Source organism: Chryseobacterium artocarpi (assembly GCF_001684975.1).
Lineage (GTDB): Bacteria > Bacteroidota > Bacteroidia > Flavobacteriales > Weeksellaceae > Chryseobacterium > Chryseobacterium artocarpi.
Map to the genome: position 1 here is coordinate 466,095 of NZ_MAYH01000034.1, position 13,001 is coordinate 479,095.

13 protein-coding genes are annotated in these 13,001 nt (G+C 34.8%); 8 read left to right on the forward strand and 5 right to left on the reverse strand.

Features of this window, described 5'->3' with window-relative positions:
* Positions 1–31 precede the first annotated feature (31 nt).
* Complete coding sequence (locus BBI01_RS13665) at positions 32–2,113, reverse strand: TonB-dependent receptor domain-containing protein (protein WP_065395220.1); 2,082 nt, start codon at positions 2,111–2,113, stop codon at positions 32–34.
* A 182-nt stretch (positions 2,114–2,295) separates the two neighbouring features.
* On the opposite strand from BBI01_RS13665, the gene BBI01_RS13670 reads away from it, so the two are divergent.
* Entirely contained in the window at positions 2,296–3,048 is a 753-nt protein-coding gene (locus tag BBI01_RS13670) for a DUF3575 domain-containing protein (RefSeq protein ID WP_065395221.1), read from the forward strand.
* Between the two features lie 108 nt (positions 3,049–3,156).
* Positions 3,157–4,449, forward strand: coding sequence for an MFS transporter (locus BBI01_RS13675; protein WP_065395222.1), 1,293 nt, complete (start codon positions 3,157–3,159; stop codon positions 4,447–4,449).
* A gap of 63 nt (positions 4,450–4,512) precedes the next feature.
* On the opposite strand, the gene BBI01_RS13680 is transcribed toward BBI01_RS13675, so the two are convergent.
* Positions 4,513–4,728: a hypothetical protein gene (locus BBI01_RS13680; protein WP_065395223.1), complete on the reverse strand. Its 216-nt coding sequence runs from the start codon at positions 4,726–4,728 to the stop codon at positions 4,513–4,515.
* A 392-nt stretch (positions 4,729–5,120) separates the two neighbouring features.
* Here BBI01_RS13680 and BBI01_RS13685 point away from each other — a divergent pair, with 392 nt between their 5' ends.
* From BBI01_RS13685 to BBI01_RS13710, 6 genes are all read left to right on the forward strand, one after another.
* Positions 5,121–5,972 (forward strand): alpha/beta fold hydrolase, encoded by an 852-nt coding sequence (locus BBI01_RS13685; RefSeq protein ID WP_065395224.1) that lies wholly within the window; start codon positions 5,121–5,123, stop codon positions 5,970–5,972.
* Positions 5,972–6,442 (forward strand): RNA polymerase sigma factor, encoded by a 471-nt coding sequence (locus BBI01_RS13690; protein WP_065395225.1) that lies wholly within the window; start codon positions 5,972–5,974, stop codon positions 6,440–6,442. The genes BBI01_RS13685 and BBI01_RS13690 overlap by 1 nt, the downstream gene beginning before the upstream one ends.
* Positions 6,432–7,025 (forward strand): hypothetical protein, encoded by a 594-nt coding sequence (locus BBI01_RS13695; RefSeq protein WP_065395226.1) that lies wholly within the window; start codon positions 6,432–6,434, stop codon positions 7,023–7,025. The genes BBI01_RS13690 and BBI01_RS13695 overlap by 11 nt, the downstream gene beginning before the upstream one ends.
* Positions 7,022–7,636, forward strand: coding sequence for a class I SAM-dependent methyltransferase (locus BBI01_RS13700; RefSeq protein ID WP_065395227.1), 615 nt, complete (start codon positions 7,022–7,024; stop codon positions 7,634–7,636). Before BBI01_RS13695 ends, BBI01_RS13700 begins: the two co-directional genes overlap by 4 nt.
* A gap of 57 nt (positions 7,637–7,693) precedes the next feature.
* Positions 7,694–9,478 carry a M43 family zinc metalloprotease gene (locus tag BBI01_RS13705; RefSeq protein ID WP_065395228.1) on the forward strand — a complete coding sequence of 595 codons (1,785 nt, stop codon included), beginning with the start codon at positions 7,694–7,696 and terminating at the stop codon, positions 9,476–9,478.
* 95 nt (positions 9,479–9,573) lie between these two features.
* Complete coding sequence (locus BBI01_RS13710) at positions 9,574–9,915, forward strand: FEKKY domain-containing protein (RefSeq protein ID WP_065395229.1); 342 nt, start codon at positions 9,574–9,576, stop codon at positions 9,913–9,915.
* Here BBI01_RS13710 and BBI01_RS13715 read toward each other — a convergent pair.
* From BBI01_RS13715 to truA, 3 genes are all read right to left on the reverse strand, one after another.
* The gene (locus BBI01_RS13715; RefSeq protein WP_065395230.1) at positions 9,910–11,667 is read right to left on the reverse strand and encodes an ABC transporter ATP-binding protein; all 1,758 of its coding nucleotides are present in this window, start codon (positions 11,665–11,667) and stop codon (positions 9,910–9,912) included. The two genes, BBI01_RS13710 and BBI01_RS13715, sit on opposite strands and share 6 nt — an antisense overlap.
* Positions 11,668–11,818: 151 nt before the next feature.
* Positions 11,819–12,163: a hypothetical protein gene (locus tag BBI01_RS13720; protein ID WP_065395231.1), complete on the reverse strand. Its 345-nt coding sequence runs from the start codon at positions 12,161–12,163 to the stop codon at positions 11,819–11,821.
* A gap of 24 nt (positions 12,164–12,187) precedes the next feature.
* A complete protein-coding gene (gene truA / locus BBI01_RS13725; protein WP_065395421.1) occupies positions 12,188–12,919 on the reverse strand; it encodes a tRNA pseudouridine(38-40) synthase TruA in 732 nt (243 codons plus the stop codon).
* Positions 12,920–13,001 lie beyond the last annotated feature (82 nt).

Here is a 13,001-nt window from a genome sequence, read left to right on the forward strand (position 1 = left end):
ATCAGGCGGTTTTATTTTATGATCAGATATTTTAAAAAGTAGCAGCCGGAGCTGTATCATTGTTCAGTTTTTTCTGGATTTCGGTTTTCTTTCCTTTAGAGAAATCATAACTTAAGCCTAATACAAACATAGATTTATTGTTCATAATTTGGGTATGAATTTTATAATCTACCAAGCTTTCAGGTAAGCTTTTCGTTTTATACTCTGATGGCATTCCCATCCAGTACATTCCTGTGGAGAAGGTCCAGTTTTTATGTTTATAGCGTATAAAAATATTATTCTGGTTTTCATTGGTATTAAGAAATGCTCCACTGAGACTATAGGTTGGAATATTAAACTGATATTGCAGAGAAAAAGCTTTATACTCTGAAGACAGTACAAAATAATTTCCCAGGAAATCATTTTTAATCAGTGCTCCGGTACTTGTTTTTACCATTTCGGAAGTAGGTGTAATCACAGCTTTTACAACCAGTAAATTATTTCCAAAAGGCTTATAAGATCCTGTAAGCTGTATTCCGTACCGCTGTCCGCTTTTTCCATTTTCATAAGTTAAAGCATAGCCACCCGATTCATCCAAAACATAATATTGATTGATTATTCTATCCGTATAACGGTAAAATAAAGCAGCATTAAAGTCGAAATATTTATTATTAAAAGAATACGTCAGATTATTGGAGAATACCTGTTGAGATTTCAGAAAGGGATTTCCGCGCTGTACAATATTCGGAGCCAGCTGCACAACATTACTGCTCAATGCATTACTCCACGGGCTTACCGGGCTATAACTTCCTGTAAAACGGAGATTATGATTATTTTTCAGCTGATATCCAAGAATAACTTTTGGGGTAAAGGTCCATTCATCAAAAATATTTTCTGCACTTTTATTATGAATATTGGTAAGCCCTGCCCCTACCCTATAACTGAACTGATCTACCTTTCCAGAGAATTCCGTATAAAAATACTGTTCCAGATAATTAACATTGTACTGAGAATATCCTGTAAGATTATTCAGATCATTTGAAATAGAAGACCTTGAAATACGATAGCCTGACGAAAGTTTTCCTGCTTTAAAATCATGAACATGAGCTAATTCTCCTACAAAACTTGTTTGTTTTGCCTTCAGCATCATATCGTTATCATATACTGAAAGTCCTGAAGCCGTAATCCATTCTTTCGCTGTTTCAGAAGTATTGGTTGTATAATGAGAACCGACGAGATTGATACTCAATTCATCTTTTTCACCCATCTTTTTGGAATAATACAGATCCAGCTTAGGAATCATATAGTCTGATCCGTTGTTTTTAAACATTGAATGCTCTTCACCCAAGTTATCCTGTGTAAAAATACTTTGTCCTACACCTTTTGAAAACCTGCTGAAAATATCCATATTTAATTTTGCCTGAAAAGCATAATCATCCGGAACCATTCTCGTATATCGTAAGGCAATATTCTGAAAAGTATATCCAAAGTGATCTTTTCGGTTTTCATCCGAACGATAATGGCTTCCGTTCAATTGATAATCATAGATACTGCTTACTCTTCTGTCATTATAATCTCTCAGGCTCAGAGAATATTCAAGACCAAAATTATTTTTTCCTTTGGTATAATTGGCATAAGCTGAACCGTTAATAAATCCAGTATTCAAAGCTGAAAAAACTTCTGTACCAAAAACATATCCTGTTTCTGTAGATCTCGTAAGAATATTAACCACCGTATCAGCTCTCGTTGCCCATCTTGCCGGCGGAATATCATAATATTCCACTTTTACCACTTCACCGGGAGTCACACTTCTGATCTGTAAATCCGTGGCTTCTACTCCATTGATAAGAAACAATATGGTTCCGCCTTTTGTACTGGTAATGGTATTTCCCACCGGGTCCAGTTGCAATTCGGGAAGAGTTTGCAGTAAGTCTTTTGCATATCGCGCCCGTTCTAAGGCTTCTTTATCAAAAGTGTATACCGCTTTATCAGCAAATTGCTTTTTTCGTTGTGCCTTTACAATTACTTCCTGAATTTCTTTGGTATTGGAAACCTCTGCTGTATCACTCTTCGCCTCCTGTGCCAACATAAAAGTTCCACAAAGGATAAACATGGTATATATCGTTTTTTTCATATCAGAAATCGAATTATACTTTTATGACAATCAATTCCCGAAATCCATTACATTGAGTTTTATTTTAATCGTAAAAGCGTTTTATCATTAAGAATAAAAACATTTTCTTGACTATCTAAATTATTATGTTAAATTCAGCCCACTTTTTGCTGCTACTTTTTTACACCTCAAAATATAAGATTATGAAAAAAGTGATTCTATTTATTCCCTGTCTATTATTTTCAACATTAGGAGCACAGGAGAATCAGGAAATTTCGTCTGAAAAGATGAATATTATCAAGACGAATGTTACCGCTTACGCATTCAGGAATATCAACTTGTCTTATGAACGCGCCATTAATCAATGGTTTTCTGTAAACATTGGTTTCGGGACTATGCCGGAAGGAAAAGTTCCTTTTATCAATGCTTTTCTAAAAGATAAAGATGAAAAAAGATTTGAAAATCTAAGAGTAAAAGCTACCAATTTCACGATTGAACCCAGATTCTATATCGGAAAAGGTTATGGAAAAGGATTTTATTTTGCTCCTTACTACCGATATTCAGACGTTTCTTCCAATACGTTTGATTTCTACTATGATTATAACGGACCCAATGGAGTTACTTATCAGATCCCGCTTAAAGGTCAAGGAAACACCAGTGGAAACAGTGGTGGGCTGATGGTAGGTGTGCAGTTTTTTCTTACCCGAAGTCAAAATCTTGTGCTGGATTTCTGGATTGCAGGTGCTCACTACGGAAGCGGCAAAGGTGATTTTGCAATGACCTCCGATTATGTTCTTACTCCTGATATGCAGTCTCAATTAAAAAAGGAAATCGAAAATCTGGATATTCCGTTTGTAAAATATACCGTGGAAACCAATGCCAATGGAGCTAAAATAAAAGTGGATGGTCCCTGGGCTGGTTTCAGAAGTGGGCTTTCTTTAGGATATAGGTTTTAAAATAGTTTTGATTGAGCGTTGCTGTTCGTTATTTTTTATGCAATAAATCTTAAGCTTGATCGTCAATTCTGAAAATTTGTATCTTCAGCACCGCAATATATTAAAACTATGAACTCATCTTCCATCACCACAGGTCAAAGAATCAAAGCCATTGTAGGCGGATCTATCGGAAATCTTGTAGAATGGTACGACTGGTATGCTTATGCTGCATTTGCAATCTATTTTTCTAATTCCTTTTTTCCGGATTCGGATCTGAATGCTCAATTGATGAATACTGCCGGAATATTTGCCGTCGGATTTCTCATGCGTCCCATTGGGGGATGGATGTTCGGAAGTATTGCTGATAAGATCGGAAGAAAAAGAGCAATGACTCTCTCTGTTTTATTGATGTCCTTTGGCTCATTGCTTATAGCTTTGACTCCCACTTACAAATCTATCGGAATACTTGCTCCATTGATACTACTTTTGGCTAGGCTTCTTCAAGGATTAAGTGTGGGTGGAGAATATGGAGTTTCTGCCACGTACCTCAGCGAAATGGCAACACAGGACAGAAGAGGATTTTATTCCAGTTTTCAATATGTAACGCTAATTGGCGGGCAACTTATCGCTCTTGGAATCCAGCTTATTTTACAGAAGTTATTATTGACAGAAGCTCAACTGGAAGATTGGGGATGGAGAATACCTTTTGTAATCGGAGCCTTACTTTCCGTTATTGCTTTATATTTGAGAGCAAACCTTCATGAAACAGAAGCTTTTGAAAACAAAAAGAAGGTTGATGAAAAGAAAAAAGGAACGGTAAAAGAACTTTTAAAACATCCTAAAGCTTTACTTACCGTTGTAGGATTAACATTAGGGGGAACATTGGCTTTTTATACTTACACAACCTATATGCAGAAATTCCTGGTCAATACAGTTCATCTTACCAAGGAAGAATCTACTTTAATCTCATTTATCACTTTATTCATTTTTGCTTGTCTTCAACCTGTATTTGGAGGATTGTCCGATAGAATCGGGAGACGTCCGCTTCTTCTTGGTTTCGGTATTCTCGGAACATTATGTACAGTCCCGCTTCTCACCGCACTTAGTACAACCACTTCCATGTGGGGTGCATTTTTACTGATTATGGCAGCACTCATTATTGTTAGTGGCTACACCTCTATCAACGCAGTAGTAAAGGCTGAACTTTTCCCGTCTGAGATCAGAGCGCTTGGCGTAGGTCTACCCTATGCAATTACAGTAGCTGTTTTTGGAGGAACGGCAGAATATATTGCACTTTGGTTTAAAAAGATCGGATCAGAAGAATACTTCTATTGGTATATCACTGGCTGTATACTATTTTCTCTTGTAGTGTATATGGGAATGAAGGATACTAAAAAGACTTCAACACTGGATAAGGATTAAAATCTATAATATTTAGTTCAAACAAATATGCGCTACAGATTCTCTGTGGCGCATATTATATTTTTAATGATAAGCTTGTTTAAATTTTTCTATCATACTGTCCAGATTATGACGCTGAACATACACACTCTTTACCTCTTCATACCTTGGAGATTTATAGAAAACTTCATGAAAATCCATACTTCCGTTTCCTACTTTTACCACTCTCTGTACTTCGATATTCAATTTTTTCAATTCGTCTTTAAAGACTTTAAATTCGTCTTGGATATTATTGCTCATTTATATTTTTGGATTTAATTAAAAAATATTATTTACACCAGACACCCTTCTGATATCAGGGGTACCATCTAAAATTTCGATTAAAGTTAATAAATTTATCAATATCAACATAACACTTTAATAATATTTTGTTGATTTTTTTACAAATAGTAAGTTTATTTTAAAATATCTATACACATTCCGTATTTTTAATCTTGTCAAAATTTGTAAAACCACTATGAATATGAGTGATTATTGCTTTAATCAAAAATATTTTTGTTGCCGTTTTACCTTTACTGGAAAGCATTTGAAGGAAGTGAGACATTTTTTTTGAAAAAAAAATTCAAGCAAAGTGTAACATTTTAAAAAGGTTCGTCTCTAAAAGACAAATAAACCTTAAAACTTTAGAAATCATGAAAAAATTTACATTCCTTCTTATCATCATGTTATTTTTTGCTGCTATATGCAATATATTCGGACAAACAAAAACTTATCCTTTTGAAGTAAAAAAGACAGGAAAAGGAAAACAATCTTTAATTTTTATTCCAGGTTTTGCTTCTTCAGGAGATGTATGGAATGAAACAGCAGCAAAATTTGAAAAGGATTTCACATGTTACACTTTGACTATGGCAGGATTTGCCGGTACAAAACCAGAAACAGATCCAAGCTTTAAAGAATGGGAAAAAGGAATTGCAGCTTATATTAAAGATCATAAAATTGAAAAACCAATTATCATCGGACATAGTATGGGTGGCGGTTTTGCCCTTGCGATTGCATCAGATTATCCTGACTTGGTAGGTAAAATTGTTATTGTAGATACTTTACCTTGTCTTGCCGCAATTTCTGATCCTAGCTTTGCAGCTAAAGAAAATAATGACTGTTCTTCTACTATCAGTAAATTTACAGCAATGCCTGATGATCAGTTTCTTCAGATGCAGACTCAATCGATTCCACGTCTTTTGGCTGATACTTCTATGCAGAATACCGTTATTGACTGGAGCATGAAATCAGACCGAAAAACATTCGCAAAAATGTATTGTGATTTTTCCAATACTGACCTTAGAGAAAAGATTAAAAACATACAGTGTCCGTCTCTTATTCTTTTAGAATCTTACTTTGCATTCATGAAACCTGCTATTGAAACACAGTATAAAAACCTTAAGAATGCCGATCTTCAATATTCTACCAAAGGACTTCATTTCATTATGTATGACGACAAAGATTGGTATTTTGATCAGTTGAATAAATTCTTATCTGCGAAATAATGGTATTTGAGGATATATACGAGCTTTACTGGCAAAAGATATTCCGTTTGTGCATGGGATATGTGAATGATTCCGAAATGGCTCAGGATCTTGCTCAGGAAACCTTTATCATTGTATGGCAACAGCTTCCGAAATTCAGGAATGAATCAAGTATCGGAACCTGGATATTCAGAATTTCCTCGAATAATTGTCTCCGGCAGATTGAAAAAGAAAAAAGATTTTCAAAAACTGATTTACCAATCAATCTTGAAGAAAAGAAACAGGAATCTATGGAACCTCAGATCCAAATGCTGTATCAGTTTATCTCTGAGCTGCCTGAAACCGACAGAATTATCATTTCCCTTGAACTGGAAGAAGTGAAACAAGCTGAAATTGCACTGATTACAGGACTTTCGGAGGCAAATATCAGGGTGAAAATTCACAGGATAAAAGAAAAATTAACACAAAAATTTAAGCAAAATGGATACTAATATAGATTTCAAAAATATATGGAAACAACAGACTTCCAACAAGCCAGACTTAAAAGAACTTTTGGGAAAGCTTAAGAAATTCAAGAATGAAAATCTACGTAAGATCATCATTATGAATATTTTACTCATCACTACATCTTTAGGAATTGCTTTTATCTGGTATCGTTATCAACCTCAGTTAATAACTACCAAAACAGGCATTATACTCGTTATCCTTGCAATGATCATCTTTCTCTTCGCATATAATAAAATGTTTATGGTATTTTATAAAATTGACAATACACAATCTAACAGCGAATATCTACAGAGCTTATATACGGTAAAGAACAAGCAGAAATTCATGCAGACTACAATGCTTAACACTTATTTTATCATACTCTTCCTCGGAATTTGTCTTTACATGTATGAATACGCCTCACTCATGACATTTACTTCCGCTGTTATTGCTTATGCTGCTACCTTTTCATGGATTGCTATCAATTGGTTTTATATAAGACCCAAAACGATAAAAAAGCAAGAAGCAAAAATTGATGGATTAATTAATAAATTTGAAGAAATAAATAAACAATTAAAGGATTTATGAATTCTTCTGAAAATAAAAACCATTGGGAAACCGTATACGAAACCAAAACTCCTGATCAGGTAAGCTGGACGCAAAAAAAACCTGTTACCTCACTTGAATTCATCTACTCTTCCGGATTGGGGAAAGATGCAAAAATCATTGATGTAGGTGGTGGAGACAGTAACTTAGTAGATTTTCTTCTTGCAGAAGGTTATCAAAATATTACCGTTTTGGATATTTCATCCAAAGCTCTGGAAAGAGCACAGAAAAGATTGGGAGATGCTGCTCTAAAAGTAAAATGGATCTCAACAGACATTACCGCATTTGAACCCACGGAAACTTATGATATCTGGCATGACAGGGCAGCATTTCATTTTCTTACAACTCCTGAACAAATTTCAAAATATGTCGATATTGCAACAAAATATGTCACCGGATATATGATTCTGGGTACTTTTTCTAAAAACGGACCTACAAAATGTAGTGGCTTGCAAATTACACAATATAACGAACCATCTTTAAGTGAAAAATTCAAATCCGGTTTTGAAAAAATAAAATGTACCACTGAAGATCATACAACACCTTTTGATACTATTCAAAATTTTATATTCTGCAATTTTAAAAAGGTTTAGTGAATTATTGCACTTTTTATTTATCTTTAAAAAACAAAAAACATTAAATAAAAAGCAATGAAAAAACTATTATTTCTCTGTCTAGCAGGGACTTTATCTACATCCCTGTATTCACAAACAGGAGAATTTCAATTATGTGGAACTGATGAATTAATGCAAAAACATTACGCCAGATTCCCGGAACAAAAAGCTAATGAAGATGCATTTAATCGGGAATTATCTCAAATGATCAAAAGCGGAAAACTGGCTTCAAAACTAAACAGAAATGCAGTGTATGAAATTCCTATCGTAGTACACGTTGTAGGAGACGGAAGTCCGATAGGAACGGCTTATAATAAATCTGATGCTGATATTATTGCCTGGGTTAATTATACCAATGGTGTTTTTGCAGGAAATTCTTCCAGCGGAATGGCATCTACAAGCTCTGTTTTACCTGTAAAGTTTGTTTTTGCAAAAATAAACCCAAATTGCAACCCTACCAGCGGAATCAACCGAATTGATGCATCCAATCTCCCTAAATACGTAAGTGGTGGGGTGAATAACGATAATACCACCAATGCCGTAACCGCTGCAGAAATCACATCAATGGGACAATGGAATACCAGTAAATATTACAATATTTATGTTGTTAAAAAACTTACATCTAATTCAGGAGCTTTAAATGGTTTCGCCTATTATCCTGGAAACAGCCTCGATTATGCTTTCATGTCATCAAGTGCTTCAGCTGTAAATGCACAAACTTTAGCCCATGAATTTGGTCATGCATTAGGGCTCAAGCATACCCATGACGGGTATAATGCAACTACAGGAGCTTGCCCTACCAATAACGATTGTACGCTGGATGGTGACCTTGTTTGTGATACAGAACCAATGAAGAGCCTTTATCATCCTACAGTACCTTCTACCTGCCAAACCGGGCAAATTAATCCATGTACTAACCAAACCTATGCAGGAGGAGAGAGAAATATCATGGCTTACACATACTGCTTTAGAAATTTATTCACACAGGGGCAAGCAGACAGAGCCACTGCACAGCTTCTCCATTACAGACAATCGTTGATAGATTCTCCAGTTGCTTCTACAACCGCTATTGACAATAATGCTTCACTTACTACAGCATGTGTACCTGCATCTATAACAAACCCTGGAAATTATAGTATTGGTATTACGTCTGTAAAGTTTGCAAACATCAATAACTACTCTGCCAATTATACCTCTGCAGCCAATAATTTCTACGAAAATTTTACAGGAACCTATTGCTTAGGAACTACAAAAACAACCATTCCACAAAATACGGCAACAACGATTACTGTTGCTCCTGGAACATATAATGCCCACACGATAAAAGCATACATCGATTACAATAATAACGGACAGTTTGATGAATCTACAGAATTAATTCTTAATCAAAGTGGAATAAACTATGGCTCATTTGCTACGGCTTCTGTAACACCTCCTGCAAATGCTGTAACCAACACTCCTTTAAGAATGAGAATTATTGGAGATCTTAACGGTAGTAGTATTACAGGATGTTATACTCCTAGATATGGGCAAGTAGAAGACTATACAGTAATTATTGAACCACAGGCTTCATTATCGGTACAAAATAATATGAAGGCAAAAGATTCATTCATTGTGAAAGATGGAAGCTCCGTATATGTAAAAAGTGATGCAAAAATTTCGACATTACATATTTATGATGCTTCAGGAAGATTACTTACTTACAAAACCAATGTAAATTTATCAGAAGTAAGAATTCCGATAGATCAAACCAATACAATCATAACAGTTGCAGTTGTTTTAAAGGATGGAAAAACTGTTACTCAGAAAATAAAATTCTAACAATTTGTAAATAAAAAAGAGAGCGATTGCTCTCTTTTTTAGTATTAATTTAACTTCTTTAATATTTTTTCATCAGACCTATAAATTAACCATCCATGAAAAACTACAAATTATTCCTTTTCATTACATTTTCTTTTTCAGGGTTTATTTCTGCTCAGAAGACAAATGAAATTGTTGTTCTTACTCAGCAAAAAGGAAAGAAACATGAAATAAAAGAAGAAAATATTCCTCACTTTATTCAATTTGGACTTCTTTCAAAAAGCCACGAAGAATTCAAGAAAAAATACCAGACAGGTGTAGTATATCAAAACTGCGTGATAAGCCCTGAAATCTCAAAGCAAGCTTCGGAAAATAATCTTGCGATTGCTAAAATTTTAACTGAAAAATATGGTAATGCCTGGAAAAATGATCTTGGATTTATTCCTTATGGATTATGATTTTTTCTCTTCTTCCAATTCTACTTCATGACGCAGCTGAGCTTTGTAAAGAGTAGAATAATATCCGTTTTTATCTAAAAGATCAAGATGCTTTCCTTCTTCCACAATCTTACCGTGCTCCATCACAATAATCTTATCCGCTTTTTCAATGGTGGAAAGTCTGTGAGCAATAATGATTGATGTTCTGTTTTTGGTAATTTTTTCTGTTGCTCTCTGAATCAGTTTTTCACTTTCATGATCAATAGAAGAAGTTGCCTCATCCAGAATCAATATTTTCGGATCTGATAAATAGGCTCTCAGAAAAGACAGTAATTGTCTTTGCCCTAAAGAGATGGAAGAACCTCTTTCACTTACCACATAATCATATCCTCCAGGAAGCTGCTCAATAAACTGATCTACTTCAATTTCTTTGGCTCCCGCTTTTATTTTTTCTAAAGTAATCGTTTCATCTCCGAAAGATAAGTTTTCAAAAATACTTCCATGGAAAAGGAATACATCCTGCAATACCACTCCGATATGGCTTCTCAGATTATAAAGCTCATAATCCTTTAAATTCACATCATCGATAAGAATATTCCCGGAATTGATATCATAAAGCCTTGTGATCAGACTGATAATAGTAGATTTTCCTGCACCAGTAGCACCTACAATAGCAACGGTCTCTCCTGGATTTACTTTAAAATCAATGCCTTTCAGTACTTCCTGTTTTTCGTCATAAGCAAAATGTACTTTCTGGAATTCTATTTTACCTGCAAAATGATCTTTTTTCACTGTACCAGTATTCGGCATCGAAATTTCTTCATCCATTAATCCCAACACTCTTTCTGCACCTACAATACCTCTTTGGATATTATTAAAACGATCTGCAATCTGTCTTAAAGGACGAATTAACATTGAAATATATTGAATAAAGGCAATAACAACCCCTGCACTGATCGTAATATATCCTCCATAAAACAAGATAAATCCGATAAATAATGATGAAATAAGTTCTACAACAGGGAAAAACAATGAAAAGATAAATACCGTTCTCAATAAAGCTCCTTTCAAAGTAATATTGATCTCATCAAACTTCTTGAACTCAGATTCCTGCCTGTTGAAAACCTGAATAATTGGCATCCCTGCCAATCTTTCCTGTACAAAAGAGTTTTGAGTAGCCGTCCAGTTTCTTTCGTCACCAAAAGCTTTTTTAAGTCTCTTCTGGAAAAATCTGGTGATCACTACCATTAAAGGTAAAATTGCCAGCGTAATATAACTCAGGTGAACATTTGTACTGAACATCATTACCAAAACAAAGACAATTCTCAGAATATCCCCAAAAACCATCAGGAAACCGTCTGTATAAACGGTTGCAATAGTTTCCACATCTCCTACGGCACGGGTTACCAATTGCCCAATCGGAGTTTTATCAAAAAATGATGTTTTAAAATAGATCAGTTTAGAATACAATCTCTCCCTGATATCTCTGATTACATTTTGAGAGATAAAGTTTGAAAAATAAACTAAAAAGAAGTTAAGAACGGTTTCTGCAAACACTAATCCCACCAAAATATAGATATGTTTCATCATCAAAGCTTTATCCTGTAGCTTGGTGATGTCATTATCCACTACTTCCATGGTAAGATATGGTCTGTAAGTAGAAACTATTGAAAGTATTACGGAAATTATTAAGGTAAGGATGAACCATGAACGAAATTTCATTCCAATAAAGAACAGCCTTTTTACAATTCCCCAGGTATCTTGTTTTTTCATTATTCGAATTGAAGAAAAGAATTAAAATTCTATGCAAAAATAAGACTTTATAAATTCTCAGCCTTTACAACTTTTGCAAATCATTATAGAAAATTCCAGATACCTATCATTTACAGAATGAATATCTTTCGTCTGTGAAAAGTTCTATTATTTAATCCTCTGAAATTTCTCCGATCTTTTGTATATCAATAGAAGGCTTATAAAGTTTCTCTCTTTTAAATTTTCTGGCAAGCACCTCATAAACAGCCCAAACTGCAACAAGGGAAATCAACCAGCTGACAATATTTACCGCGGAAAACCCTGTATAATTTACATTATCCAAAGAATCAGGATTAGTAGAAGCCAAATAAAACCCATAAGAAAGTCCTAAAATAACCTGAGTTCCTAAATATACACCTATGGCAAGAAGCCCGAAGTGCCACTTTACTTTCCCAAATCTCTCAGCTAATTGCGCATAATACCGATAAGCACCGATAAGAATAATAATTGATAACATGATTAAATAGTTTTTTAGTTTTTATTAGAATTCGTAGCCTACATCCACAAGATACAATCCGTGGGCAGGTGCAGAAGTTCCGGCAGCATTACGGTTTTTGTCTTCAATGACTTTACGCATATCTTCCGGTTTCAGTTTTCCAGTACCGATCTCTACCATTGTTCCTACAATAGCACGAACCATATTTCTCAGAAAACGGTTGGCAGAGACAGTGAATTTAAGTTCAGTCCCATTCTGTTCCCATTCTGCTTTATACATTTTACAGATATTGGTCTTATTGTCGGTTTTTAATTTTGCAAAACTTGTAAAATCCTCGTATTCGAATAAGATCTTACACGCCTCGTTCATTTTATCGATATCCAGTGGTCTTTTCCAGTGTTGCCATGCAGATTCCTGGGTAAATGGATTTTTTGACAAGGAGATATAATATTCATACGTTCTGTAAGTTGCATCAAAACGGGCATGAAAATCATCTTTCACCTTAAAAATCCTTTCGATGGAAATATCCTGAGGCAGAAAACTGTTCAGTCTGCGTGGAAGCTCATCACTAAGCTCCTTTTCAGTATCGAAATGGGCAAATATTTTCTTGGCATGAACTCCGGTATCCGTTCTTCCGGCACCGGTAGTTTTAATCTCTTCTCTTAAAATGGTGGAAAGCGCTTTTTCCAGTTCTTCCTGCACAGAAATGGCATCCGGCTGGATCTGGTAGCCGAAATAATTCTTTCCGTTGTAAGAAAATTCAATAAAGTATCTCAAAGTATTATAATAACTCCACAAAAATACTTTAATTTAACGAAATATTTGTTGAAAAGTCTTTGATAATATTACATTGAATCCC

Bases quoted from the DNA above. Each gene is read 5' to 3' on its own strand.
- BBI01_RS13665 (WP_065395220.1), bottom strand. From the start codon at position 2,113: ATGAAAAAAACGATATATACCATGTTTATCCTTTGTGGAACTTTTATG.
- BBI01_RS13670 (WP_065395221.1), top strand. From the start codon at position 2,296: ATGAAAAAAGTGATTCTATTTATTCCCTGTCTATTATTTTCAACATTA.
- BBI01_RS13675 (WP_065395222.1), top strand. From the start codon at position 3,157: ATGAACTCATCTTCCATCACCACAGGTCAAAGAATCAAAGCCATTGTA.
- BBI01_RS13680 (WP_065395223.1), bottom strand. From the start codon at position 4,728: ATGAGCAATAATATCCAAGACGAATTTAAAGTCTTTAAAGACGAATTG.
- BBI01_RS13685 (WP_065395224.1), top strand. From the start codon at position 5,121: ATGAAAAAATTTACATTCCTTCTTATCATCATGTTATTTTTTGCTGCT.
- BBI01_RS13690 (WP_065395225.1), top strand. From the start codon at position 5,972: ATGGTATTTGAGGATATATACGAGCTTTACTGGCAAAAGATATTCCGT.
- BBI01_RS13695 (WP_065395226.1), top strand. From the start codon at position 6,432: ATGGATACTAATATAGATTTCAAAAATATATGGAAACAACAGACTTCC.
- BBI01_RS13700 (WP_065395227.1), top strand. From the start codon at position 7,022: ATGAATTCTTCTGAAAATAAAAACCATTGGGAAACCGTATACGAAACC.
- BBI01_RS13705 (WP_065395228.1), top strand. From the start codon at position 7,694: ATGAAAAAACTATTATTTCTCTGTCTAGCAGGGACTTTATCTACATCC.
- BBI01_RS13710 (WP_065395229.1), top strand. From the start codon at position 9,574: ATGAAAAACTACAAATTATTCCTTTTCATTACATTTTCTTTTTCAGGG.
- BBI01_RS13715 (WP_065395230.1), bottom strand. From the start codon at position 11,667: ATGAAAAAACAAGATACCTGGGGAATTGTAAAAAGGCTGTTCTTTATT.
- BBI01_RS13720 (WP_065395231.1), bottom strand. From the start codon at position 12,163: ATGTTATCAATTATTATTCTTATCGGTGCTTATCGGTATTATGCGCAA.